This window comes from Phyllobacterium sp. T2-21, from assembly GCF_055378485.1.
This window is the reverse complement of the sequence record NZ_AP027916.1, coordinates 303,610-327,694: the sequence shown is the minus strand read 5'-3', so window position 1 is coordinate 327,694 and position 24,085 is coordinate 303,610. Positions and strand designations below refer to the sequence as shown.

23 protein-coding genes are annotated in these 24,085 nt (G+C 62.2%); 7 read left to right on the top strand and 16 right to left on the bottom strand.

Annotation, left to right across the window (positions count from 1 at the left end):
- Positions 1–24: 24 nt before the first annotated feature.
- Positions 25–228, top strand: coding sequence for a hypothetical protein (locus ACZ5FP_RS26370; protein ID WP_464664914.1), 204 nt, complete (start codon positions 25–27; stop codon positions 226–228).
- Positions 229–501: 273 nt separating this feature from the next.
- Here ACZ5FP_RS26370 and traA read toward each other — a convergent pair whose 3' ends face one another.
- The gene (gene traA, locus ACZ5FP_RS26365) at positions 502–5,139 is read right to left on the bottom strand and encodes a Ti-type conjugative transfer relaxase TraA (RefSeq protein WP_464664913.1); all 4,638 of its coding nucleotides are present in this window, start codon (positions 5,137–5,139) and stop codon (positions 502–504) included.
- Positions 5,140–5,358: 219 nt separating this feature from the next.
- Between traA and ACZ5FP_RS26360 the strand changes: the two genes are divergently transcribed.
- Genes ACZ5FP_RS26360 through traG form a run of 3 tightly spaced genes read left to right on the top strand, consistent with a single transcriptional unit; the run spans position 5,359 to position 7,838 of the window.
- Entirely contained in the window at positions 5,359–5,583 is a 225-nt protein-coding gene (locus ACZ5FP_RS26360; RefSeq protein WP_464664912.1) for a TraC family protein, read from the top strand.
- Positions 5,584–5,632: 49 nt separating this feature from the next.
- Complete coding sequence (locus ACZ5FP_RS26355; protein ID WP_464664911.1) at positions 5,633–5,896, top strand: conjugal transfer protein TraD; 264 nt, start codon at positions 5,633–5,635, stop codon at positions 5,894–5,896.
- A 22-nt stretch (positions 5,897–5,918) separates the two neighbouring features.
- On the top strand, positions 5,919–7,838 hold the full coding sequence (traG, locus tag ACZ5FP_RS26350) for a Ti-type conjugative transfer system protein TraG (protein ID WP_464664909.1): 1,920 nt from the start codon (positions 5,919–5,921) through the stop codon (positions 7,836–7,838).
- Here the strand turns inward: traG and ACZ5FP_RS26345 are convergent.
- Positions 7,822–8,229, bottom strand: coding sequence for a hypothetical protein (locus ACZ5FP_RS26345; protein ID WP_464664908.1), 408 nt, complete (start codon positions 8,227–8,229; stop codon positions 7,822–7,824). The genes traG and ACZ5FP_RS26345 overlap by 17 nt on opposite strands.
- A 48-nt stretch (positions 8,230–8,277) precedes the next feature.
- On the opposite strand from ACZ5FP_RS26345, the gene ACZ5FP_RS26340 reads away from it, so the two are divergent.
- The 3 genes from ACZ5FP_RS26340 to ACZ5FP_RS26330 all read left to right on the top strand — a co-directional run bounded on the left by ACZ5FP_RS26340 (position 8,278) and on the right by ACZ5FP_RS26330 (position 10,499).
- On the top strand, positions 8,278–9,564 hold the full coding sequence (locus ACZ5FP_RS26340; protein ID WP_464664907.1) for a DUF1173 domain-containing protein: 1,287 nt from the start codon (positions 8,278–8,280) through the stop codon (positions 9,562–9,564).
- A 249-nt stretch (positions 9,565–9,813) separates the two neighbouring features.
- Positions 9,814–10,068, top strand: coding sequence for a WGR domain-containing protein (locus tag ACZ5FP_RS26335; protein ID WP_464664906.1), 255 nt, complete (start codon positions 9,814–9,816; stop codon positions 10,066–10,068).
- Between the two features lie 152 nt (positions 10,069–10,220).
- The gene (locus tag ACZ5FP_RS26330; RefSeq protein WP_464664905.1) at positions 10,221–10,499 is read left to right on the top strand and encodes an HU family DNA-binding protein; all 279 of its coding nucleotides are present in this window, start codon (positions 10,221–10,223) and stop codon (positions 10,497–10,499) included.
- Positions 10,500–10,991: 492 nt separating this feature from the next.
- Here the strand turns inward: ACZ5FP_RS26330 and ACZ5FP_RS26325 are convergent, their stop codons facing one another.
- From ACZ5FP_RS26325 to ACZ5FP_RS26260, 14 genes are all read right to left on the bottom strand, one after another.
- Positions 10,992–11,300 (bottom strand): DUF736 domain-containing protein, encoded by a 309-nt coding sequence (locus ACZ5FP_RS26325; RefSeq protein WP_464664904.1) that lies wholly within the window; start codon positions 11,298–11,300, stop codon positions 10,992–10,994.
- 689 nt (positions 11,301–11,989) lie between these two features.
- Positions 11,990–12,283, bottom strand: coding sequence for a type II toxin-antitoxin system VapC family toxin (locus ACZ5FP_RS26320; RefSeq protein WP_464664903.1), 294 nt, complete (start codon positions 12,281–12,283; stop codon positions 11,990–11,992).
- 109 nt (positions 12,284–12,392) lie between these two features.
- Positions 12,393–12,638, bottom strand: coding sequence for a type II toxin-antitoxin system VapB family antitoxin (locus ACZ5FP_RS26315; RefSeq protein WP_464664902.1), 246 nt, complete (start codon positions 12,636–12,638; stop codon positions 12,393–12,395).
- A 177-nt stretch (positions 12,639–12,815) separates the two neighbouring features.
- Entirely contained in the window at positions 12,816–13,742 is a 927-nt protein-coding gene (locus ACZ5FP_RS26310; RefSeq protein WP_464664901.1) for an ArdC family protein, read from the bottom strand.
- Between the two features lie 325 nt (positions 13,743–14,067).
- On the bottom strand, positions 14,068–14,655 hold the full coding sequence (locus ACZ5FP_RS26305) for a hypothetical protein (RefSeq protein ID WP_464665412.1): 588 nt from the start codon (positions 14,653–14,655) through the stop codon (positions 14,068–14,070).
- Positions 14,656–15,574: 919 nt separating this feature from the next.
- Complete coding sequence (locus tag ACZ5FP_RS26300) at positions 15,575–17,317, bottom strand: ParB N-terminal domain-containing protein (RefSeq protein ID WP_464664900.1); 1,743 nt, start codon at positions 17,315–17,317, stop codon at positions 15,575–15,577.
- 393 nt (positions 17,318–17,710) lie between these two features.
- A complete protein-coding gene (locus ACZ5FP_RS26295) occupies positions 17,711–18,055 on the bottom strand; it encodes a RidA family protein (protein WP_464664899.1) in 345 nt (114 codons plus the stop codon).
- Between the two features lie 19 nt (positions 18,056–18,074).
- Entirely contained in the window at positions 18,075–19,529 is a 1,455-nt protein-coding gene (locus ACZ5FP_RS26290) for an FAD-dependent oxidoreductase (RefSeq protein ID WP_464664898.1), read from the bottom strand.
- Positions 19,526–19,828, bottom strand: coding sequence for a (2Fe-2S)-binding protein (locus ACZ5FP_RS26285; RefSeq protein WP_464664897.1), 303 nt, complete (start codon positions 19,826–19,828; stop codon positions 19,526–19,528). Before ACZ5FP_RS26285 ends, ACZ5FP_RS26290 begins: the two co-directional genes overlap by 4 nt.
- On the bottom strand, positions 19,812–20,933 hold the full coding sequence (locus ACZ5FP_RS26280; RefSeq protein WP_464664896.1) for an NAD(P)/FAD-dependent oxidoreductase: 1,122 nt from the start codon (positions 20,931–20,933) through the stop codon (positions 19,812–19,814). The genes ACZ5FP_RS26285 and ACZ5FP_RS26280 overlap by 17 nt, the downstream gene beginning before the upstream one ends.
- 70 nt (positions 20,934–21,003) lie before the next feature.
- Positions 21,004–21,828 (bottom strand): lysine/arginine/ornithine ABC transporter substrate-binding protein, encoded by an 825-nt coding sequence (locus tag ACZ5FP_RS26275; RefSeq protein ID WP_464664895.1) that lies wholly within the window; start codon positions 21,826–21,828, stop codon positions 21,004–21,006.
- 27 nt (positions 21,829–21,855) lie between these two features.
- Positions 21,856–22,638: an ABC transporter ATP-binding protein gene (locus ACZ5FP_RS26270; RefSeq protein ID WP_464664894.1), complete on the bottom strand. Its 783-nt coding sequence runs from the start codon at positions 22,636–22,638 to the stop codon at positions 21,856–21,858.
- Positions 22,635–23,354, bottom strand: coding sequence for an ABC transporter permease (locus tag ACZ5FP_RS26265; RefSeq protein ID WP_464664893.1), 720 nt, complete (start codon positions 23,352–23,354; stop codon positions 22,635–22,637). Before ACZ5FP_RS26265 ends, ACZ5FP_RS26270 begins: the two co-directional genes overlap by 4 nt.
- A complete protein-coding gene (locus ACZ5FP_RS26260; RefSeq protein ID WP_464665411.1) occupies positions 23,351–24,046 on the bottom strand; it encodes an ABC transporter permease in 696 nt (231 codons plus the stop codon). Before ACZ5FP_RS26260 ends, ACZ5FP_RS26265 begins: the two co-directional genes overlap by 4 nt.
- Between the last annotated feature and the right edge of the window lie 39 nt (positions 24,047–24,085).

Sequence of the window (24,085 nt, the reverse complement as noted above, 5' to 3'; positions counted from 1 at the left end):
GAAATATAGCTGAGGAAACAACTGATGATCGCAACCTACATCGATGAATTCATTATGCTCTGCGCTGGACTGTGGATGACAGTGGTAGGCTGCGGATACCTGCCCTTTCCGACTTCAAATCAGGGCAACCAAAACGCTTGGCTCACAAGCCTAGTCGCTCATTTCAAATGGATGGGACCATTGTTGATAGCCATAGCTGTCATTCTGGCTATCGCCTCAACAACTTGAGTCACTTGCCCGTTGCGTCGAGCGGCTGGAGCGCACTTTGGCAAAGGGCACCCAGTGGGGTGCTGCCGTCGCCCCGCTGGTGGAGACCGCAAGGCAGAGGCTGCCGCTAAACAGAAGAACAAGCCGGACGAATTTGAGTCCGGGGCGTTCGCCCAAATCATTGCCGGAGCATCTCGCCGCCGACGGTCGCTTCCGTGCAGGCGGCGTGCTTGGCCGGGAACCCAGTTGAATGGTCGTCAGCCGGATCGGTCAGGCCGACCCTTTCATCTGTCGTTATCTGTTAATGCCTTTTGCCTGGCTGAGCGCCCGCATCTGGCGCTCGGCGATGATGTCCTGCGCACGGTCGGCGCGAACTGCCTGTTGCAGCACTTTCAGCTTGGGCTGCATTGCCTCGAAGATCTTGCGCTGCGCCCCCGGCACGCGATCGATGACAGCCTTGTCTCCGCGCCCAACGGCATTCGGCCCGAACCGTGCATCAAGCGCCTTGCTCGCGGCCGCGAACTCCGCCCGCACGCAAGCGTCGAGCCCGCGGACGAGCGATGTCATAGCCTTCGGCGATTTCCCGACGGCGGCCGTGAGGCGCGCAAGTTCCGTCTCGGCGCGCCGCGACAATCCGGGCACCGGCACGCTCATGCGGTTTCTGTCGGCTTCGACCGCGGTCTTCTCCGCATCGAGTGCCGTCCGCCAGGCCTGCCCCATCGAACGGACCCTCGCACCGACTGTTCCAAGAGCCTGCGCGGCCGCCTTGCGTTCCTTTCCGGGCGCCAGCAGGCGGTCCAGGATCCGATCGGAACCGCGCAGAGCCCCATAGGCGGACGGCTCGTTGGCAATCGCCCGCGCGACACGTTCGCCATCCACGCCCTTGGTGAGAAGGTCCTCGATCGTCGAAAGCGAAGTGGCCGGATCGCGCCAGATGCGCTGCGCCACCTCGGCCAGCGCTGCGCGCTGCTGCCTGTAATGACCAACCTCCAGCGCACGAAGCCTGGCCTCCTCATCGATCGAGGACTTGAACTCGGTCACGGCCGCGAGCATCGGCAATACCGGCGGCCTCGACATTTCCGGAGCGAGCGCCGGATCGTAGGCGGCCGGCGCGACAATGCGGGATGGGTCGCGCTTTTCGGCGAGATACTGCATTTCGGTGAAGCGCCGGATTCTCATGAACAGCGTCGCCAACTCGTCGCGGCGTTCCTGCGAGATGCCCTCCGGCATGCGCTCGGCCATCTGCTTTTGCGCATGTTCGTCAGCCTTTGCGGTGAAGGCGCTCCAGCCGAAACGGGCGGTCAATGCTTCGCCGACGGACTTCATTTCCTGCACCAGGGAACGCTCTTCGGCGGCATAGGCGAAGGCGGTCTTGTAGGCACCCTCCCCGCCCTTGTCGCGCACCGCCTCAATCTCGTTCAGCCGTGCCATGGCGTGCGGTGACAGCGCGGGCACCGACAATGACATTGCCGCCCGGCGTGTGTGTTCGCGGCTCTCAAAGCGGCTCTGATCGCGCTTGAAGCTGTCGGCGTGACCCCGCGCCAGCGGTATGAGCTCGGCCATGGCCGCGACGGCTCCGGCCCGTTCCTTGCGGGCCACCTGTCCGTCGACCAGGCTGGCGCTACCGCGCATGACGCCGAACATCGATGGATCGTACGCAAGATCGTCAACAAGCCGGCGCGGATCGATGTCGCTCTCCGACGCTCTTTCATTCAGCCGCGCGAGTGCCGCCTCGGGATCGCGATACATGCGCTCGAGCACGGGAAACAGGATCGCCTCGCGCTCCTTCCACCGGGCCGAGGCCAAATGCCGGAGGCGGGCATCCTCCTGCAGCGAACGGACAAACTTGTCCTGTGGCTCGAGCAGATATCGAGACGTGTCGGGAACAGTCGCAGCCTGCACAGACGCTTTCGCCCGCGTGAGCGCCTCGTCATCATAGGAGAGGTTGCGCTCCTTCTCGATGGCGAAGCCGAGCGCAACACTGGCGCGCTGCCACAAGGTCGCGACACGATTGCGCTGCGCGGCAACCCACGACAATTGCTGCTCCATCCCCGCTTCCATCCCGGCCGCAATCTCGGCGGCATGGTCCATGTTCCGCCGTCGCGCGAAATCGACAATCTGCGCCTGGTAGCCCTCTTCGCTTTCGTAATCGAGGGTGGTGGTCTTGGCGCCAGAACGCGACAGACGCTCAACCAGCTGTTTGAACAGGTCGGGGCGATGGGCTTCCTGCTCGATGCGCTCCTGCCGGGCTTCCGCGGTTTCGACCTGCTCGGCAGTCCAGACGTTGCGCTCGACCTCGCGTCTCTCGACCTGCTTCTTGCCCGTTTCGGGATCGAGGATCGGCACGTTGATGGTGATTTTCTCCACGCCGTCCTTGCGCAAGGTGACCGTATCGCCAATCTCGACGCCGCCAGCCAGGATCGCTTTCGGCAGACTGACACCCCAGACGCGATGGACCGCCCCATCATCGCACCGCACATCGGCGTAGGGACTTTCCTTGGCCTCGACGTCGCCGCGATAATGGGTCTCTCCAATCTCGACCAATTCGCCGGTGACGCCCGCGGCGTGATCGACACGCGACCTGTCGCCCCATTGCTGGCGCGGCGCAAAGTCGTCCTGCGCCATATAGAGATCGGCGCGATCGCGGTGACGGGACATCGCGACATAGGCGAGGTGCTGGTCCATCATGCCGGTGGCAAGAACGAACGTCCGGTCGACCGTCGCGCCCTGTGATTTATGCACCGTCGCGGCATAACCGTGATCGATGTTGCGATAGGTGCCCTGGCCGAATGTGACCTCGCGGCCTGCATCGAGCTTTACGGTCAGCAGCGGGTCACCGCGTTCGGTTGTTGTCGAAATGACCGTGCCGAGCATTCCGTTCTTCACATGCTGGACGCCCAGGTGCTCGGCGCGCCGCTCGAAGAAGCGGGCATTCTCGAGGAAGATCATGCGATCGCCAACCGCGAATTCGCGCACGCCCCGTTCCGTCTGGAACGTACGTTCGTCGCCGAGCGCTCCCTGTTCGGCCATGACCGTGCGGATCGCCCTGTTGAGTGTCATCACATCGTCATTGGTCTGCGCCAGAACGAGCAGCTCGGAACCGCTTAAAGCGCGGTTCCCGGCAGCGGCTTTCGATCGGTAGTCCTCGCGCGCCAATCCCCAGTCTGCGACGATCCGTTCGATCGCGGCATCACGGGTTTCGACGTCAACAACCCGGTCTCTCTGGGCATAGGCGTCGAGCGCCTCCTCGACCTTTCCGCGCGCAAACAGGCGCGAGGCATCGCGCGCCCATTGCTCGCGCTGCCGGCGCACGCCCGTCAACTCGGCGAACCCGATCCGCTCGACGATCGCCCGAAAGGCCGCACCCGCCTGGATCGGCTGCAGCTGCATTGGATCTCCAACCAGAACGGCCTTCGCGCCGGCGTCTTCCACGATTTTCAGAACCCGCGCCAGCTGCTCCGACGATACCATCCCCGCCTCATCGACAACCAGCACATCGCCTGTTTGCAGCCGGTCCTTTCCGTCGGCCCAGGCCAGTTCCCATGCGGCTAGTGTGCGCGATCGGATCCCGGAACTGTCTTCGAGACCTTCCGCGGCCTTGCCGGCAAGAGCGGCGCCAATGACGCGGCGGCCATTGGTCTGCCAGGCAATCCGCGCCGCGTCGAGAAGCGTCGATTTGCCTGCACCTGCAAGTCCGACCACCGCAGAAATGCCGCTGTCACCGGTCACGTGCCGAACAGCATCCACTTGTTCCGCATCCAGCTTGAACGGTCGTTCCGGGTCCCGCGTCTCGACTTTGCGAATGGCGCCGTCGACCTGTTTAGTCGCCACGACAAAGCCGGATCGCCGCGCCAGCGCCGAGGCCGACTGCGCCATGTCATATTCGGTCCGCAGCAGGGCGCGCGTCGTAAAGACCGCGACCTCTGCCACCTTGCCGCTATCAGGATCGATCTGTTGCGGCCTCAGCACGACCAGGTCGGACGACGCCATCAACTGCGCCCGGATATTTGCGAAGACCGTTGGATCCTCGACGCAGCGATGCAGCGCTTTCGCGATCTCACGCTCATCGAAGGTCGAGCGTTCGCGGCTCAGCTGTTTCAGCAAAAGGCCCGGCTCGTCAGCAAGACGATCCGCCATTTCCTGCCGGCGTGCCAGGGCCGCCGGTGCGAAGTACATCTCCCGGCCGCCTCTCGCCAAAGCCGCCTTGGCCGGTCCGAGGTGACTTTGCGCGATACCGTCGAGGCCCTGCGCAACATAACTGCGACCGTCGAGACGGATATCATGCCCGGCAAGCGCCAGATGCTTGGTGGCGGTTTCGGCCCAGCCGATCTTCCAGGCCTTCATGGTTTCCTTGTCGCCAGCCCAGAGCCGATAGACGATCTTGCCCTTCGGCCGATCGGGCGTGACGACGCGCAGCGGCTCACCGTCATCGCCGGAAACCGCTATCTTCTTCTGACCGAACCCGTCATCCGTCAGTGGCCGCAAGGTCGTCATCAGGTGGATATGCGGATTGCCATCCTTGTCGTGATAGACCCAGTCCGCCACCATGCCCTTCGATGTCAGGTGATCACGGACGAACTCCCGCACCAGGGCGATGTTCTCTGCCTTCGACAGTTCCTCCGGCAAGGCAAAGATCATCTCACGGGCAAGCTGCGCATCTGATCTTTTCTCAAAAACATCGACGGCGTTCCACAGCACCTCGCTGGCGCCGGCGATCGGCCGGCCATCGATCATGGTGCGCAGCCAGGCCGGGGTGTCATCCGGTAGCGCCAGTTCCTCATGGACCAGCTCGGACTTGCCCCCCTCATAGCGAAAGCTGGTGCCGGTCTGCTCGTCCACCATCCTCGTACGATGGCGATAGGCGGCGGCCGAGACGACGCTGCGCCCCGCCCCGCGACCGATCACCTGTGCCCGTACGAACATGATCGCCATGCGATCCAAACCTCTCCCAAGCATGTCGCGCTCCGCGACGTATATTGCGCCCTCGAACAGATCGGACCGCAGGCCCGATGCCGCCTTGCGGGATGCGCCCTTCCGGGCGCAGGCCAAAAGTGAGCCGCACGGCTAATGGAAACTAGCATCTTTTACTATGCGTTTATATACTGTATAACTGACCATTAGGAAGAATGCGATCGAAAGGGAAAACAGAAAATGCGCGCTAAATCATCACTTTCCGAGATCGATGACCAGATCGAGAAACTACGCGAAAAACGCCGGTCATTGCTGACAAAGGCCAATGAGCGATTTGCGCGCGCCGCCGCCAAGGTCGGATTGGCAGAGCTGGAGATTTCCGACAGCGAACTCGATGCCATCTTCGGGGAGATCGCCGCGCGATTTCGGCACGGCGTCAAGAGGGCGCCAGGGACATCTGCTTAGGCGCGTCGACCAACGCATCGTGGCCCTTGAGCGGAGGCGGCGGAAGGAAATGGCGGATGACCGGAAAAAGGACACGCGCCAAAAGATCGCGCTTGGCGGTCTGGTCGTGAATGCAGGTCTTCGACAGGCCGACCGCGCGTTTCTCCTTGGGGTGCTCATGGAGGCTGCGAGTATTCGCGTTGGATCGTCGGAGTACCATCGGCTGAAGGCCATGGGCGGGATGGCCTTCCAGGCGGACCGTCTCAAAGACACGCAGGCGAGGCAGCCGCTATCGCCTTCAAGAGACGATCACGAAAAGGCCGCGAACGAATAGCAGCGGATAGGAGGATCCCGGTATGGCGTCAAAGAGCAAGGTCAGGACGGCGCTGCTGTGGGCAATCATGCCCCTCGGCGTCACGGTGATCGCGCTGCTGATCACATCGCAAAGATGGTACACAATGGCGGGCGGCTTTTCACCGCAAACCGCCTATTGGTTCCTGCGCTCTGCCCCACTGCCGAACCTGCTCTTCGGACCCATAGCGGGCCTGATCACGGTCTTCGCGCTGCCGCTCCATCGCCGCCGTCCGGTCGCTATGGTGAGCCTGATCTGCTTCCTCGGCGTCGCCGGCTTTTATGGCCTGCGTGAATATGCGCGGCTGTCCCCATCCGTCGAGAGCGGCGTGGTGACATGGGATGAAGTGCTGTCCTATCTCGATTTCTTCGCCCTCATCGCCGCAGCCGTCGGTTTCGTCATCGTCGCCATATCGGCACGGATATCGGTCGTGGTGCCCGATCCCGTTAAGCGCGCGAGGCGCGCAACCTTTGGAGACGCGGATTGGCTCACTATGCCGTCGGCCGGAAAGCTGTTTCCGGCCGACGGCGAGATCGTCATTGGCGAGCGTTATCGCGTCGACAAGGAGTTGATCCGGGACGTGTCGTTTGATCCAGCCAACCGGGAGACCTGGGGCGGCGGCGGAACAGCGCCGCTGCTCACCTACAAGCAGGACTTCGATTCCACCCATATGCTGTTCTTTGCAGGTTCGGGCGGTTTCAAGACAACGAGCAACGTCGTGCCGACGGCGCTCCGATATACCGGACCGCTGATCTGCCTCGACCCGTCGACCGAGGTCGCGCCGATTGTTGTTGAGCACCGGAGTCAAAAACTCGGCAGACAGTGCATGGTGCTCGATCCGTCAACCCCGGTGACCGGGTTCAATGTTCTCGACTGGATCGAAACGTCCAAACACAAGGAAGAGGATATCGTCGCGGTCGCGCACATGCTGTTGTCGGAAAGCGCGCGTTTCGAATCCTCGACCGGCAGCTATTTCCAGAACCAGGCGCACAACCTGCTGACGGGATTGCTCGCCCATGTGATGCTGTCGCCTGAATATGAAGGCCGGCGCAGTTTGCGCAGTCTGCGCCAGATTGTGTCCGAGCCGGAGCCATCGGTCCTGACCATGCTCCGCGACATTCAGGAGACCTCGAAATCGACCTTCATTCGCGAAACGCTGGGCGTCTTCACCAATATGACCGAGCAGACTTTCTCGGGTGTCTATTCGACCGCGTCGAAGGATACGCAGTGGCTGTCGCTCGACAATTATGCGGCTTTGGTCTGCGGGCGGGCGTTCAAATCGAGCGATCTCGTCACAGGCGAAAAGGACGTGTTCCTGAATATCCCGGCGGCGATCCTTCGTTCCTATCCGGGGATCGGTCGCGTCATCATCGGATCGCTGATCAATGCGATGACGCAAGCCGATGGTACGTTCGCCCGGCGTGCCCTGTTCATGCTCGATGAGGTCGACCTGCTTGGGTACATGCGTGTTCTCGAAGAGGCGCGCGACCGAGGACGCAAATACGGCATCACGTTGATGCTGATGTACCAGTCCGTCGGTCAGTTGGAGCGGCATTTCGGGAAAGATGGCGCGACGTCATGGATCGACGGATGTGCATTCGCTTCCTATGCCGCGATCAAGGCGCTCGAGACGGCGCGCAACCTCTCGGCGCAATGTGGCGAGATGACCGTCGAGGTTCAGGGCAAATCACGCAATGTCGGATGGAGCAATTCCACCAGCGGGTCGCGACAGTCCGAAAGCCTCAACCTCCAGCGCCGGCCGCTGATCATGCCACACGAGATCACCCAGCAAATGCGCAAGGACGAGCAGATTATCATCGTGCAGGGTCACGATCCCATCCGCTGCGGACGGGCGATCTACTTCCGGAGAAAGGACATGGATGCCGAGGCCAATCCAAACAGGTTCGTCAAGACTTCCGCCTAGCGGAAGGACGATAGCGGTCAAATGGATCTTCCGCGCCCGGTGGCGCGAACCAGTCGAGAAACAGATTGTAGCCGACCGCAAAAGCGAAGAGGCCAAGTGCCGACAAAAGGATGAACCACCAGGGCATCGGTGCGGTGCTCGGCTCGATGAAGACGCCGAGCGCCAACAGCAGCATGACAATAGCGGCAACAAACATGAAAGCAGTGAGCGCCCGAAACGCGCAAGCGACGAAGTAGAGGAAATGCCATGCGGTATAGAAGCCGGCCCGGCCGATCGCCTCGAGCACGTTGAAGGGCAGTGCGATCAAAAAGGGCATCGAGCGCAACGTCGCCTGCGGTTCGCCAGGGGCAGCGTGGACGGTCTCTCTATCGCAGTGTGTGGGATCTCGCATCAATTACCCTTTCGCGGAGGTCTTCACTGTACCTGAAATCGGAAGAATTTGAATCGACAAAACCTGGCGGCGCAAAGCCGGTTAACGCGTGATGGGGAGGACGTCTATGATGACGATTGCTGGAACCGCGAGACGATGAGCCGCCACCTCAGCATCGGCGGGATCGATATTGACGTGGATGGGGCCGCGCTCGAAAAGCGGCTGGCGGATGCCTTTTCAAATCGTGAACATCCGCTTTGCCTTTGCGGGGCGCAAGGCGTGCCGATGTATATCGCGCGCCTTGGAGAGCGCCATATCCTAAAACGAATGCCGGGCACCGGATCTCGGCACGAGCCAGACTGTGAATCCTATGAGCCGCCGTCCGGCCTGTCGGGCCTGAGCACAGTCGAGGGTGAGGCGATCGTCGAGAACGTCGAAGACGGCACGACGGTACTGAAGCTTGGGTTCAGCCTGTTGAAGCTCGCGGGACGGACCGCGCCGGCAATCGGCGACAACACCGAGCCGGGTGACGTCGGGACCGATGGCGCCCGATTGTCGTTGAAGGCGATGCTGCATTTCCTGTGGGATCGGGCGCAGTTCAATCGCTGGCGTCCGGCGATGGCCGGTCGGCGCAACTGGGCGGTGATCCGAAAATTCCTGATCGAGGCGGCGACAAGCGCGAACGCAAAGGGAAAGCCGCTTTCGGAGGCACTCTATATACCGGAAATGTTCGACCCGGAGCGTGCCGACGGGATCGTCCAGCGGCGGCAGGCATTCCTGAGCAGAGCGGTTCATTCGCAGGGCAATCGCCGTTCACTCGCGATCCTGATCGGCGAGATAAAGGAAATCCAGCCGACGCGGGGCGGTTCGAGGGTGATCATCAAACACGCCCCGCGTTATCCTTTCATGCTTGCCGATGACGCCACCCGCCGGATGAACAAGGTCTTCGCCCGCGAGCTCGCGCTTTGGGACGCGAGCCCGCAATCGCATCTCATTGCAGCGGCGACATTCGGCGTTGGCGTCTCCGGCATCGCTGCAATCGAGGCGATTGCGCTGATGGTGGTCAGCGAACGGTGGATACCCTTCGAGAGCCACTACGAGGGCATCCTGCTCGACGCGCTCACGAAGAGTGGCTCGGCGTTCGTGAAAGGACTTCGCTACAATCTGCCGCCGACGCAGCCGATGGCAAACGTCATACTGACGCGCGCGAAGGCACAGCCTATCGCGATGTATATCGTGCCCGATGATGCGGACGGCGCCTATCGCGAAGTCTTCGATCTCATGATTTCAGAAAGCGGGATGGCTTCCTGGACATGGGACATCGCGGGAGGACCAATGCCCGATCTTCCCCTATGAGCGACGGCTGAACGCCGCGAGAGGTTCATCATGCCCATGCGCGCAGACCTCTTGGGGATTTCGGGAGCGCCTTGGGCGCGTGTACAGACGTGCTCCAAAGGGGTCTCGCCCAGCCCTTGCCTTCCAATAGCAGGCGACAATCCGTACTGAAACCGATGCACCGGATCCATCACTTTAATGAATCGGTCGAGCCGGACTGATTCATCAAAGTCGTTGGACCTCACTTCCAAAGGAAGCGAGACTCCAGCCATGGATCATGAGGAAGCACGCCCGGTTCACCTCAGACGTATCGACCCGACGCAGAACATGCGGCGCTTCTACACGCTCGAGATCCAGCCGACTCTGTTTGGCGGCGCATCGGTCATCCGCAACTGGGGCCGGATCGGCACGAACGGCCAGTCGATGGTGGAGACCTTCGATACCACAGAGGATGCCATCCGCTCTTCGACGCGGCTCGAACGGTCGAAGCTCCGGCGCGGATATCAGGACAGCAGCACGGACTGAAGCAGGCACACCATGTCGATCCAGCCGACTTCTGGACAATTCAGAAATTTTTGCTGGATACCGAGCGCCACTATCGCTTCCGGCCCTATTGGCGCCGTATCTTCATTGCCATAGAGAATGGATAGATCCACCAAACAGGAGACTTACTTTCTATGACGACAGCAACCGAGATTGCGGACAAGATCGCCGGTGAGCAGAACCTGGCCAAGGCGCAGGCGAAGACCATCGTTGACAGTGTGTTCAAGCAGATCACTGAGGCTGCGAAGGACGGGGCGGAGACGAACATCCCCGGCTTCGGCAAGTTCAAGGTCAAGGAGAAGGCGGCGCGCGAAGGCCGCAATCCGGCGACCGGGGCAACAATGCAGATCGCCGCATCGAAAGCACTGGCGTTCACGCCCGCCAAGGCGGTGAAAGACGCGCTGAATGGCTGATGCCGTCGAGCGCGTCCTAAGCGCGATGCCGCCTGGTGGGGCGGCTCGTTGTTGAAGATGCGTTCCTGCTCGTTCCAAATGGCTTCGCGCTCTACCAGCCCGAGTTCCAGTTCGGCCTCGACTTGCGGCGCCGCGACGGATCGAAGTTGCCCATTTCGGCGCGCAGTTCCTCAATGTGTTGATCGATCGATCATTAGTCATCTCCTTGACGTCGGTGAAAGACGACACCGGCGGTCATGGTGGGCGGGAGACGTCAGGGACCGCGGTAGCGACCGGCGGAGCCGGCGAGTGGGGGAGCCGAAACGCGTTAGCATTTTGGGGCACCACGAAATTCTTGAGATCTTCGGATCGCCATGGCATCCTCGGACGATCTGAGCAGACTTCCCCCACCCTGTTGGCACCAAAAAGCCGGGAGCAGGCTCGATGCCTGTTTCCGGCTTCCTCTTGCGCACGAGGAACCCCGCCTTGCGGCGGGGCCTCTTGCCGGGACGATCAGTCCCGGTTGGACCGGGACCAGATCAGTTGGAGGCCTTCCTCGCCTTCCACTTCGATCAGGGTGGCGTAGATCGGAGCGGGGAAGCTCGGGTCGTCCAGCTTGACCGAGAGATAGTCGCGGCCCTCGTTAGAGAGCTTCTGCCAGGCCGCGCCGAGTTCGACAGCACCGGAGAAGATGCGGAAGTGCGGGCCCTTGTCGGAGGGATTGTCGATGCGGACCAGCTTGGCCTTGACGTTGAGGTTGAGGGTCTTGATCGAACCGGTGAAGCCGTTGCCCGTGGAGGTGAAGGTGCCGATGGTAGCCATCTGTCTTGTTCCTTTGTTGCTCGGGCCGCGCCTATCGCGACCTCGATGACGGTTGACGGATCGGAGGCGATCGACTGGCACCTGAAAGGCTGGAACGGAGTGGAAGGCGGCCGGGAGAGACTTTGTTGGTCCGCGAGGAATGGCGGCGCAGACGCCAGGGGAAGAAAGTCGCGAAGGCCGTTGCCGGGACCAGATCGAGAGCCCCTTGCGGGATCGACCTTCGATCAGACCAGTCACATCGAGGACGCAGATGGACGTGGTTTGTTGCGGGAACAGGAATGAAGACGTGCGCTCCCTCGTCGGCGTTCGCGTCGTGCGACGGCGCCCGTTCGAGGTGTCCGTCTCCAGCGCATGGCAGGCAGCTTGGACACCCTCCCGGGCCAAGAGGCAGGCGCGTGTCCAGTTTCCCTCACGTCGACCTCGCGCAACAGGGACGTCATGGAAAGTCGGCAAGCGAACCGCGCGGCGTCAATTACCAGACTGGCCCAGGCATTGAAATCAAGATGCGACACGGGTGCACTGGGAGGGAAGTACCAGCAGTTGCACATCAGGCTCCCGCTTCAACCGGGATTGGCGTCAGGTAGACGCGACGGTACAGGCGGGGCGTTTCGGGCTGGCTTTTTCCGTCGAATGACGATCTACCGGGTTGGGAACATGCCCCGTCCGCCAGAAAAGCGGAGCGTGCCTCTTCAGGAGACCGTGTCGAGATCGGTTTTCCGAAATTCATCGGCTGTAGCCAGAATCGGGACCTTGAAATACTTCGCGCATGCGTAATGCAGGAAATCGCCAAGGTTGAGGCTGTGGCGGCCGAAGCGATATCGGTCGGCTGCGGACAGGGCGAGCCTAGTGGTATCGGGAGCCAGAGGCAAGTCGCGCACCTCGATCCCGCGTTCGTCGAGGAATTCGCCGACAATCGGCTGCACCTCCGAGACCGCAAGACCGAACTTGTCGGGGCGCGCGAGACCAAGGACCGCCTCCAGCACGACAATTGGCGAGGTGAAGGCTGCCGTCCGGGAAGCGATCGCGTCGGAGACCGCTGTGCTTCCGGCCCACCGGATAGCACAGCGATGATCGCGAACGCGTCGATGAACATCACTCCGTCTCCCACATCTTGTCGGAGGCCTCGCGCGGAAGCGGCTTCTTCGCTGCCTCGCGCAGGGACACGCCATGCTTTTGACGAAGACGCGCCGCGGTCTGAAGCGGACTCTCGGCATCACGGCACCGCTCGATCGCCTCCTTCACGGCAATGACGATGGCGTCGGTTATACTGACACCGGCCATGTGGGCGAACCTGCGCGTTAGCGCATCTGCCTCGGGATTGTTGACATTGATGGGCATGGAAGCCTCCATGTAGATTATGTTGGCCTTTAATGTAGATGCTTCCATCTACATTAAAGGCCCGGAAGCGGAGAGGCGGCTGCCGCCCCACCATTTTCAGGCACTCGATGAACCCCGCCTTGCGGCGGATCAGGGAGAGCGGTGCGCCCTCCCCGGCGTGGATCGGAGCATGCGGCATCACGCAGCCCCCGCGACTTGTACCGCTTTCGGCTGGAGATCATGCAGATAGTTCGCCGCACGCTGGGCATGAGCGGCGGCGGCAAATATGAACCGTTTCTCGTTGCGGAGAATTTCGAGCCAGCTCGCAAGGTAACTGGCATGGTCGGGTCGCGGCTCCAGTTCGGGCACGATGCCGAGATCGGCCGCCAAAAAGCAACCTCCGAGGTCGGCGACGAGCTCTTCGTGGGCGCGAAACGAGCGATCCTTATGATAGCGCGCGAGGTTGCGATCAAGTCGTTTTTCAGCGCCTACCCAATGAGTTAGCTCGTGTCCAAGGGTCGCATAGTAACTCGGCGCATCGCGAAAACTCTCGAACGGCGGCATTTGGACGATATCAAGGGCTGGGTTGAAATATGCCTTGTCACCGCCGTGACGGATGGAAGCGCCGGTATTCGCAAAAAAGATATCAGCATGTTCGATCCGTTCGACCGGATCGGCCACCGGCGTGCAATTCCCGTAATACTGCGCGGGAAGGTCCTCGATCTGGTCGGCGCAGAACACCGTATAGGCCTTGAGGAAGGGAATGCCGCGCTCGACTTCCTCACCACGCGCGTCGGTTTCGGTCCGGGTGAAGCGACTGACATAGACGACCATCGAGCCGGTCTCGCCCTTGCGGACGTGGCCGCCGAGCTCGACGCTCTGTTTGAACGTCATCCAGGTTGGGGAGACAAAACCCCTTGCAACCTTCTCGGACCAGAGAAGCAGCGTATTGATCCCCTGATATGGCAGTCCGTTGTGTCGAAGCGGCCGCGTGAGGCGGTCACCAGTGGTCGCCGCGCTCCAGGGCTTCACCCACGGACGCACGCCCTTTTCCATATCCGCGACGATGCGATCGGTGATTTTCGCGTAGATGTCGACGCGGGGCTTGTTGGTCTTCCTGTCCATTTTCATAACCTCCATTCGAGGCCGCGCCACTCGCGGCCGTCACGAGGTCCGCAGGCGCAGGACCGCAGGTCCGCGAACCCGCACGAGAACAAGGAAGGAAGGGAGATATCCATGCGGGCCGTAACGTCAGTGGAGGACGGCGCAGCCGTTTCGGGGAACGAGGACCGAAGCAGGACCAACATTCGTGACGGCCGCGAGTGGCGTGGCCTCTTTGACCGCTTGCTTTTGGTTCAAGTGCCTTGGCACACGCAAAGGAGCCGGCGTCCAAAAGGACGCCGGCCGTTGTGAGAAGATTGGGCGGAGCCGAGGCTCCGCCCAATGATGGTTAGCCGAGCGCCGCCATCTGGAGATCGGCTGCCTGCCGGCTGACGGTCTGGCCGGGGTTTTCGGGCAGACGCTCGTAGGGCTTCCAGCTCTCGCCGACGATGTGCTCGTAGGCGGCGACGGCCCCCTCTGCCGCCATGCGCAGCGCGTGTGCCTGGAGGCCCATGTCTGCGGCGAATTCGCGTTTGCGTTGGGCGTTGCTGTCGAAACCAACAGGGCCGTCGAGGTCCTCGTCGCGGATGTCGTTGGCGAGCTTGGCCGTGGCATCCCGGGCCTGGGTGACGGCTTTCGAGTAGAACTGGCCTGCCCCGTAGGCGGAGCCGACAAAGGAGCCGACGATCCTTTGCAGATGGATTTGCATGGCCTTTTCGGAAAGCCCTTCGGAGAGGGTGTCGGCGCCTTCGGTCAGGCTGCGCTCGTGGAAGTCACGGATGCCGTCGCTGTCGAGGACAGGAAGGCCGAAGCTCTCGGAGATGAGGGAGGACTGGTTGCCGTCCGGGCAGCAGAGCCGGACCATTTCGAGGGTTGTTCCCTTACGGAGCTGGACGACGCGAGCCTTGGTCTTGGTGGAGCGTGTTGAACTGGACATTGAGCTTACCTTTCTAGCGATGCCCTTCAGGTGATCCGGCCCTTTGCCGGTCTTCCCTGCGGGTGCGGTCAAAAGGAACCGGCGGTAGCTGGACATTTCAGGGTCCGGGATCTGCCAGGCGAGCAAGGTCGGCTTGCGGACAAGCTGGGGCCCGTTCTTCACTGGCCCTTGCGAAGGGCGCGGGCAGGCCTTGGCGAGATCGGCGGGTTCCGGCCGCTTCGCGGCGCGTCAGCGGCCTTGAAGAGGCCAGCGGCAGGTTCAGACCGCAGCAAATCCGCCGGGAAGACCGGCACGGGATGGTCAGGGACACCGGCATGCGGAAGACTAGGCGTCAGTTCGGCTCGCGCCGTCCCAGGGCCATGACTTGCGGCAGTGAACGGCGGGGCGCGGACGATCGGATGGTCCGCCGCTGGACGCGGATGTCGCCACTCCGCAACATGCCAGGTCTTTGGCAGAGTCTGCCGCTGCCATTACGGATCACGCACAAAGCGTTTCCGATTGAAGTCGCTCCCGCGGCACCGTTATCGCGCTTTCCTGCCGCGACAGCTTGCGCAACAAGGCGTCGATGTCCGGTTGCCGCGCGGCGGTAATGGCAGCGAGGTTGGCTCGATACCGTTCGAGGAATGCGCCTGGATCAGGCGCCTTTCCGCGACGCTATCCGCATTGCTTCCGGCCAAGCTGCGGTATCAACGCAGTCATGCGCCGAGTGATGTGCCAGTCTGCCAAGCACGGAGCTTGTTGCGATGCCGCTCGGGCGGACGGGGCGTCTCGTCCGACCAGGCGATGATGGATCCAGTTGGAATATTAAATATGAGATGCGCGGACACTTTATCCTCCATGAGCCGTTGTTGAAAACAGAACCGCCACCGGCATCGTGCCGGCGGCGGGATGATCGTTCGGAAGGAAGTGTTGGATGCGCCTATTCCGCGGCAACCTTGTAGGCCCCGACCTGCTCGTCGGGGAGGTTCTCTTGCCGTGGGGCGAGATCCCCGTCGACGAAATCATGCGAGGGCTCGATGACGGCATCGCCGTCGAGCTCGTCCTGGTCCTCCGGCGTGGCGCCGTCGGGCTGTTCGACCCGCTCATGCTTCTTCAGCCAGGAGCCGAGCTTTGCCGGATCAGGCGCGAACAGCCCTGCAGGATGGACGAAGCGGCCCTCCTTGTAGTGCTCGACCAGGGCCGCACGAGTGTCCTTGACCTTCTGCCGCGGCAGGATCGACATGTCCGCGCAGGACGCTTCCAATGCTGGTCGCGACAGGCACGAGAGGAACTCCTCGATGCCCATGTTCGGCAGGAAGGTGTTCGCGCCGATAACATCGCCGGCGACGCGCGAGACCACGCCGCTGTCGGAACGATTTTCCCTGCAAGACAGGACGTCTATCAAGAGCGAACGCACAGCGACCCGAAGCGTGTCCATATCGAATTCGAGCTTTCCGTCCTGGTCGAACAGGTGCGCGGCATGTTCGCCGAGACCCGCCGCCCCATGGCACGAGATGTCGCTGGTTCCGGATGCCACCGTGACGTTCTGCCCGGCGAATGCGAGGACCAACAACGCCAACAGCGTGTCATCCTCGATCGGTGCTCGAGAGAGCGCCTCGTGCAACGCATCGGTGCGCAGGTCACCTATCATCTCCATACCCTTGCGGGTGACGTCGGGCCGCGTGTTCACCACGATCGGAGCATCGTCACCCTCGACCGATGACGGCTCGCCGTTCTTGCCCTTCGGCTTCTTGGCTTCCGGCATCCGATAGGCCACCGACTTCACCTTGCCGTCGCGATCGAGATACATGGCGGTATGGTGGGATTTGCCGGCCTTGCCATGGACGCGTTCCGCTTTGGGCGGCAGCTTCGGGTCCCCCCACTGCCCAGCCTCGACAATCACGCCGCGCTTGGGCAGATTGTTCGCCATCCATTCCTGCTGCGCGCCGAGGAAAGCTTCGACATTCGTCGTGTAGCGGCTGTCCTCGTCGGCAGGCGCGAACAGGTCCTCGACCCATGCGATGCCATAGGCCTGCGCCAGGTCGTCGCCGAAGCTCGCCTCGCGCGCATACATGCGGATCTTCTGCAGGCCCTGCGCCACGCTCCACCAGGAAACCTGCGGGTCGGCCTTGGACGGCTTGTGCTTTTTCCAGACCTCTTTCTGCTCTTCCGGCGAGGCCGCGGCGATGGTGCGCAGCTGGCTCTCGTTGGGCATGTCGCCCTTGGCCATCTGGTCGAGCATCGCCGGCAAGACATTGGCGAGGAGACGCAGCTTCCGGATCCGGCGCACCGGCAGGGCCAGAGCGGTCGCGATCGCTTCCTCGGCCCAGCCAAGCGCGACGAGGCGTTCGATTGCCCGCCACTGATCGACGGGATTGAGCTGTTCATGCGCCAGCGTTTCGACGAGCGAGCGCATCGCCCCGCCATCCTCGGCGCGATCGATTACCAGAACAGCGATTTCTTCGAGGCCAGCGGCGATAGCCTGTTTCACCCGCCGATGACCGGCGTCGATGACGTAACCGTTGCCGCCCTCCGTTTGCGGAGCCACCACGGGCGGCTGGACGATGCCGACGGCGCGGATCGTCGCCAACAGCAACGCGTCCGCCTGCTGGCCGGACTTCGAGCGCCGCGCCTTGTCAGGGTTTTCGTTCAGCGCACGCGGATCGACAAATTTCAGTTCCATCGGAATGCTCCTTCAAGGGGTTAGCAGACGCCGCCACTCGCGGCGTCCTTTTTCATCTTCTTCTCGAAGACCCCTCCCGGCCCGCGGAGCGGACGGGCCGGTGCAACTGCGGCCGAGCATTCCTGCCGTGCCGATCAAGCGGGGCTCACGGCCCTGCGCGGAGCGAACGGCCGGGATCGCGAGCGGCGCGGTTGAGCGTCGGCGTCAGCGGCCTGCTCGATCTGTGAGCGAATTCTTCAATTCTCCTTCTCACGTCTTCCTTTCTTTTCACCAAATCCGACCGGGATGGCGAGCAGCACGATGCTCCTCAAGCGCTGCGGACGCTGCAGGCACCTCCTTCCAAGGCAGGTTGCCGGGCGAGAATCTCCGCCCGGCTCGACTTCCTGTCAGCCTTTATTTATGCGCTGAAACCACGATCTCGATAATCGTGTCGCCTCCCAAATCGGCAACGCCGACGGTGGCGCGGGCCGGCAGGTTTGCCGGCGACAGCCATTGCTTCCAGACGGCATCCATCTGCGGCTTCTTGCCGAGATCGGTAACGAAGATGCTGGCCGTCAGAAGCTTCGTCTTGTCCGTGCCGGCTTCCGCGAGATAGCGGTCGAGTTTCGCAAGGATCTCGCGGGTCTGCCCGGCCATGTCGAGGCTGTCGTCGTCGCAGGTCGTGCCCCCGACGTAGACGATGCCATTGTGTTCGACGACGCGGTGCATGATCGGGGTTTGAAGGAGACGTTGGACCATTTTTCGATACCTTTCTGGTTCAGTGTTCGGCATGACTGCCCGTCACGGCATAGACGGCCTCAGGCGTGTGGGGGAGCGCCGCGATTTCCGAGAGCGGCACGGGCTTGATCGGCGGGCGCAGGCGATAGGTGCCGACATCGGCCTGAGATCGCTGCTGCGCATCCGCGAGGAGTTCAGTGACGGTCGCCGCGCACATGCGGCCCTGGCAGGGGCCCATGCCACAGCGCAGCATGGTTTTCAGCTGGTTCGGCCCCGCAACCCCGCGGGCGGCGGCCGCGCGGATGGCGCCGACGGAAACCGCTTCGCACCGGCAGGCGATGACGTCGTCATCGGACGGCGCACGGAATGACAGGGCCGGCTCGTAGAGCACGTCAATGAAAGCCCGGCCGCGCAGCGATTTTTTCCGTTGCCGGGCATAGTTCTGCAGATCCTCGGACGGCTCTTTGTCCAGAACCTCCAGCCCCGCCGCAAGGCCGGCAATGCGCCCGTCCAGTTCCGCGACGACGGCTCCGCCGATGCCATTGCCATCTCCCGCAATGAAAATCCCGGGCCGCGTGCTGCGGCCCACTCCATCGATGACCGGTACAAAGCATTTCTGCCGATCGTACCAATCCATCTCGCATCCAGCGGCATTTGCGAGGTTCGTATGCGGAATGATCCCCTGATGGAGAAAGACGGTTCTTGCCGGCAGCGAGAGCGTCCTGCCGCCGGTCGTGAATGTCACACCGTCCGCCCGTTCCTTGCCGGTAATTTCGAGCGCCGCAACGGAGCGGAATATCCGAACCGCTCGTGTTACCTTGAACAGCAGGCCGAGCCCTTTCCAGGCATAGGGGGAAGCCAGAAACGAGAGAAGATGCGGCGCCGCCCGAAACCAGTTGCGGGGCGGCGTGGTGTCGAGGATCGCTTCGATCGTGCCGCCGGCGGCGAGGACCTGGGAGGCATAGAGATAAAGCAGCGGCCCGGAGCCGGCCAGCACCACTGGCCCTTCGGGCAGGAGGTCGGCGGATTTGAGCGCGATCTGCGCGGCACCGATGGACATGACGCCCGGCAGCGTCCAGCCTCGCACCGGCATCGGCCGTTCCGTCGCGCCTGTCGCAAGGATCACGCGCTTTGCGTGAACGATCCGGCTGCGGCCGGAAACGGAGACGTGCAGTGCTGCTTCTTCCCATTGTTGCTCCAGGCTCCAGACGCCAGCGGCGGGAACATAGGTTGCCGCAGTCGCGGAAAACCCACCCCAAAGGCCGCTGCCGCGCCAGTAGTCATCGCCGAGATAAGGGCGCGCAGCGCGCGTATTGCGGGTGATAGCGCGATAAATCTGGCCACCAGCTTCAAGATTCTCGTCGAAGACAACGGTGCTGAGGCCAAGGCTGACGCATTCCGTCGCGGCAGCCATTCCGGCCGGACCGGCGCCGACGACCCCGATGTCATAACGCGCGGCAAGATCGTCGACGTTGTGGATCATCTCAATTGTCATCGCCCGCCGCCCTCCATCGTCCTCGCCCCGCTTTGCGAGGAAATCGTCATGCCGTCGCGGACGGGAACCATGCAAGCCTGGCGGTTCTGCACGCCGTCGATGGTGACGAGGCACTCGAAGCAGATGCCCATCAGGCAATAGGGTCCCCGCGGCTCGTTGCCGACGACGCTGCGGCGTACCGCCGTCATGCCGGCGCCGAGAAGCGCGGTGGCAACGCTTGCCGTCGCATCCACCTCGACGGATTTGCCGTCAACGATGATCGTTGCCCGGTTCTCCGGGCTATCAATGCTGCGGAACATGGAACCTCCGGCCAGAAAAGCGGCTATCGGCAACCAATGCACCGCGGCCGGCAATTGCATCGGCGACCAGAAGCCCGTGATTGGCAGCCAGCGTCACGCCGGAATGGCACATGACCACATAGGCGCCGGGATGGGTGGGCGATGCCTCATAGATCGGCAGCCCATCGGGCGTCTTGACCCGGAAACCGGCCCAGCTGCGCAGCACGTTCACTTGGGCCAGCTGCGGAAAAGTGCGGACCGCGCGGCTTGCCAGCACGGTGCTGATATCCTGACGGGTGGCGATGAAGCTGGTATCAGCCTCCTGGCTGTCGCCGATCATCACGCCGCCCTCATCAGTCTGTCGCAAGGTGGTCGAGGTGTAAGGGAAGAAGGGCTTGCATTTCTCCGTCACGAGGATTTGTCCCTTGCTCTCAAGCGTTGGGGCGGACAGGCCGACCATCGGCGCGAGCTGCGTATTGCCGTTCCCGGCCGCAAGCACCACCCGCCCGGCGAACACTTCGCCCCACGCGCCTTTGAGCAGAAAGCCGCCGTCTTTCGGCAGAATTTCAGTGACGTCGCTGTGGGCGCGATAGTGAGCGCCGAGATTGATCATGCCGGCATGCAAGGCCCGGAAGAGACGCAGGGAATTGACGTCGCCATCGAGCGACGAATAGATGGAGCCGATGACATCCTTGCCGATGGAGGGAACCATGCGCGCCGTTCCCGCGTGATCGAGCAGCATATGCTCAGGCGCATCCTCGCCGAGTGCGGCGGAAACCGACTGGAGTTCCCCGGCCCACATCGCCATCTCGCTGTCGCAAAGCGCGAAAGTGAAACCGCCCCTTTGCCGGAGGCCGACATCAATGCCGGAAGTCTCACGCAGTTGCTGCGCGAAGGTAGGCCAAAGCCGGGCCGAGCCAATCGTCCAGCGGGCATAATGGGAAGCGCCGATGCCCTTGCCTTGAACCCAGATCAACGCGAAATTCGCCCGCGATGCGCGGTGCGCCAGGTCTTCTCCGTCGAGAACGAGCGGAGACAGGCCCTTGCGCGCCAGGCCCCATGCAAGGGCAGCGCCAACGAGGCCGCCTCCAACGACGACGATTTCCTGATCGGGTAGGTTTCGCATACCGGTAATCTGAGACATTGAAGGAAGGGAAAGAGCGTCCACCCGCAAAGCGGATGGACGTGTGAAATCGTCAGTCCTGCGGGCTGACGTCGAGCTTGAACCACTTCTTGGACAGGGTCTTGATCGTGCCATCCGCCCGAGCAGCTTCGATCGCCGTATCGAAATTGGTCTTCAGAGCGGTGTCTTCCTTGCGCAAGCCGATACCGATCATGCCGAACACCTTGCCGGAGAACAACGGGCCGGAGAGTTTTGCGCCGGCCATGTCTTCCTTTTCCAGCGCGGCGGAAAGCACCGTTGCGTTGGCAACAATGGCATTAAGACGGCCGGCGACCAGATCGAGATTATGCTCTTCCGTCGTCTTGTATTCCCTGACGTCCGTTCCCTTGAAATACTGCGTCATAAAGGAGGAGGCAGTGGTCGAGCCCTGCACGCCGACGGTCTTGCCGTCGATCAGCTTGGCGATCTCTTCGAGAACGGGCTTGGCGGCGTCTGAATCTACCGAAAGCGGCTTGCCGGCCATTGGCAGGTTGGCAAGATCGCCGTCGGCGAGGACGGCGAAGGAATTGATTGCGGCGGCATAGGGCTTCGAGAAGGCGATGACTTCCTCACGCTTCGGCGTGATGCTCATGCCGGCCATGATCGCGTCGTACTTACCGGCCGTCAGGGAAGGAATGATGCCGTCCCAGTTCTGGGCGACGATCTCGCAGTCCTTGTTCATGCGTTTGCACAGATCGTTGGCGAGATCGATCTCGAAGCCTTCCAGCGTGCCGTTGGGGCCGGAGAAATTCCAGGGGGCATAGGCGCCCTCGGTGGCGATACGAAGCTTGTCTGCGGCGTGGCTCGGCTGCAGCGAAATGGCAAGCGCCGTGGCAGACAGGATAAGGGTCAATTTCATGCGTTCACCTCTGTTTATTCTCCGGTCTCAATGGGCGTGCTTCGAAATGAACTGCCGGAAACGTTCACTGCGAGGATTGGTAAAGACCTCCGCCGGCGTGCCGTCTTCTTCGATATAGCCCTTGTGAAGGAAGACGACGCGGTTGGAGACATTGCGGGCAAAACCCATTTCGTGCGTCACGACGAGCATGGTGCGGCCTTCGGCGGCGAGATCCTTCATGACCTTCAGGACTTCGGCGACCAGTTCCGGATCGAGCGCCGAGGTCGGCTCGTCGAACAGCATGATCTTCGGATGCATGGCGAGCGCCCGAGCAATGGCCGCCCGCTGCTGCTGCCCGCCGGAAAGGTGGGACGGATAGGTGTTGCGCTTGTCGGCAATGCCGACGCGCTCCAGCAGCGCCTCGGCCTCGGCGATGCAAGCCCTGCGGTTGCGATGCTGGACATGGACCGGCGCTTCGACGAGGTTTTCCAGGATCGTCAGGTGAGACCAGAGATTGAAGGACTGGAACACCATGGTCGCCTGTGAGCGCAATCTTTGAAGCTGGTGCCGGTCGGTCACGCGTGCCGGGTGGTCCGGCCGCTGATCCAGTTTGTATTCTTCGCCAAAGATCGAGACCTTGCCGGCATTGGGCACTTCCAGCATGTTGACGCAGCGCAAGAGCGTCGACTTACCCGAGCCGGATGCGCCGAGGATGGATATGACCTCCCCCTGCTCGGCCTTCAGCGAGATATCATGAAGCACCTTGAGCGAGCCGTAGCTTTTTTCCAGGCGCGCGATCTCCACCGCCGGAATGCTTGTCTGAGCTGTCATGCTTGTTCTCCGGTGACGGCCTGATGCGGGCGTCGGTCGCGGGAAAGCTGGTACTCAAGAAGCCGCAGCAATCGCGTGATACAGAAGTTCAGAAGAAGGTAGATCGCGCCGGCCGCGATGAAGATCTCGACGGGCCGGTAGGTGGCCGAGATCAGCTTGGCAGCAATGCCGGTAACTTCCATCATGGTGATGGTGGAGGCGAGCGCCGTCGATTTCACCACGAGGATCAGTTCGTTCGAATAGGCCGGCAGCATTAAGCGAAATGCCTGCGGCGCGATGATCCGGCGCAGGAGCGTAAGCCGGCCCATGCCATAGGCCCTGGCCGCCTCGATCTGACCGAGCGGCACGGAAATGACGCCGCCGCGAATGATTTCGGCGCTATAGGCGGCCGTATTGAGGCAGAGCGCCAGCGATGCGCACCAATAGGGCTCGCGCAGGAACGGCCAGACGAAACTTTTGCGCAGCTCTGGAAACTGGCTGAGCCCGTAATAGATGATGTAGAGCTGCACAAGCAGCGGCGTGCCGCGGAACACGAAGATATAACCGCGCGCCAGACCATCGAGAACCCGGTTGCCGGAGAGGCGGAAGCTCGCCAGAAGCATGGCGAAGAGCGCACCTGACATGACCGAAAGCAGCGTCAGCTGCAATGTGAGCGGAATACCCCGACAGAGCGCCAGTACATTCTTGGCGAAGAAGGACAGGTCGAACAGGTTCATGACGCCCTCCGGATGCCGCGCATCGCGCGCGTTTCAGCTGCCCGGAAGGCTGCACCGGAAACGAGACTGATCAGCAGGTAGAGCACGCCCGCCGTCAGGAAGAAGGTGAAGGGCTTGCGGGTGGAGCCGGCGCCGATCTGCGCCTGACGCATCAGCTCGACCAGCCCGACGACGGAAATCAGCGCCGATTCCTTCAGCACCAGTTGCCAGACATTGCCAAGTCCCGGTATCGCAAAACGCGCTGCCTGCGGCAGAATGATGCGCCGGAAGCGGAGGAGCGGACCCATGCCATAGGCCTTTGCCGCCTCGATCTCGCCAAGCGACAGCGCCAGCACCGCGCCGCGAAAGACTTCCGCCTGATAGGCACCGGAGACGACACCGATTGCAAGCGCGCCTGTCAGGAACACCGGCGCGCTGACGAACCCCTCGGCGCCGAACAGGTGGCCGAGTTCGGTGATGACGGTGCTGCCGCCGAAATAGAACAGGTAGATGACCAGAAGATCGGGAATGCCGCGCAGCGTCGTCGTATAGCCATCAGCGAGATGGCGCAGCGCCCCGACCTGAGACAGCGAGGCGGCGGCTGAGAGCATGCCGAAAATCGAGCCCATAACGAAACCGGCCAGTGCCACCGCAAGCGTAACGACCGTGGCCCGGAGCATATCGATGCCCCAGCCCGTCTCGGCAAAGCCCATCAAGTTGAAATAAGCGCTCACGCCCTCACCCGTCGCTGG

Bases quoted from the DNA above. Each gene is read 5' to 3' on its own strand.
- traG (WP_464664909.1), top strand. From the start codon at position 5,919: ATGGCGTCAAAGAGCAAGGTCAGGACGGCGCTGCTGTGGGCAATCATG.
- ACZ5FP_RS26290 (WP_464664898.1), bottom strand. From the start codon at position 19,529: ATGACAATTGAGATGATCCACAACGTCGACGATCTTGCCGCGCGTTAT.
- ACZ5FP_RS26280 (WP_464664896.1), bottom strand. From the start codon at position 20,933: ATGCGAAACCTACCCGATCAGGAAATCGTCGTCGTTGGAGGCGGCCTC.
- ACZ5FP_RS26310 (WP_464664901.1), bottom strand. From the start codon at position 13,742: ATGGACAGGAAGACCAACAAGCCCCGCGTCGACATCTACGCGAAAATC.
- ACZ5FP_RS26325 (WP_464664904.1), bottom strand. From the start codon at position 11,300: ATGGCTACCATCGGCACCTTCACCTCCACGGGCAACGGCTTCACCGGT.
- ACZ5FP_RS26295 (WP_464664899.1), bottom strand. From the start codon at position 18,055: ATGGTCCAACGTCTCCTTCAAACCCCGATCATGCACCGCGTCGTCGAA.
- ACZ5FP_RS26270 (WP_464664894.1), bottom strand. From the start codon at position 22,638: ATGACAGCTCAGACAAGCATTCCGGCGGTGGAGATCGCGCGCCTGGAA.
- ACZ5FP_RS26285 (WP_464664897.1), bottom strand. From the start codon at position 19,828: ATGTTCCGCAGCATTGATAGCCCGGAGAACCGGGCAACGATCATCGTT.
- ACZ5FP_RS26260 (WP_464665411.1), bottom strand. From the start codon at position 24,046: ATGGGCTTTGCCGAGACGGGCTGGGGCATCGATATGCTCCGGGCCACG.
- ACZ5FP_RS26265 (WP_464664893.1), bottom strand. From the start codon at position 23,354: ATGAACCTGTTCGACCTGTCCTTCTTCGCCAAGAATGTACTGGCGCTC.
- ACZ5FP_RS26305 (WP_464665412.1), bottom strand. From the start codon at position 14,655: ATGTCCAGTTCAACACGCTCCACCAAGACCAAGGCTCGCGTCGTCCAG.
- ACZ5FP_RS26355 (WP_464664911.1), top strand. From the start codon at position 5,633: ATGGCGGATGACCGGAAAAAGGACACGCGCCAAAAGATCGCGCTTGGC.
- ACZ5FP_RS26370 (WP_464664914.1), top strand. From the start codon at position 25: ATGATCGCAACCTACATCGATGAATTCATTATGCTCTGCGCTGGACTG.
- ACZ5FP_RS26315 (WP_464664902.1), bottom strand. From the start codon at position 12,638: ATGCCCATCAATGTCAACAATCCCGAGGCAGATGCGCTAACGCGCAGG.
- ACZ5FP_RS26275 (WP_464664895.1), bottom strand. From the start codon at position 21,828: ATGAAATTGACCCTTATCCTGTCTGCCACGGCGCTTGCCATTTCGCTG.
- ACZ5FP_RS26335 (WP_464664906.1), top strand. From the start codon at position 9,814: ATGGATCATGAGGAAGCACGCCCGGTTCACCTCAGACGTATCGACCCG.
- ACZ5FP_RS26300 (WP_464664900.1), bottom strand. From the start codon at position 17,317: ATGGAACTGAAATTTGTCGATCCGCGTGCGCTGAACGAAAACCCTGAC.
- ACZ5FP_RS26360 (WP_464664912.1), top strand. From the start codon at position 5,359: ATGCGCGCTAAATCATCACTTTCCGAGATCGATGACCAGATCGAGAAA.
- ACZ5FP_RS26330 (WP_464664905.1), top strand. From the start codon at position 10,221: ATGACGACAGCAACCGAGATTGCGGACAAGATCGCCGGTGAGCAGAAC.
- traA (WP_464664913.1), bottom strand. From the start codon at position 5,139: ATGGCGATCATGTTCGTACGGGCACAGGTGATCGGTCGCGGGGCGGGG.
- ACZ5FP_RS26345 (WP_464664908.1), bottom strand. From the start codon at position 8,229: ATGCGAGATCCCACACACTGCGATAGAGAGACCGTCCACGCTGCCCCT.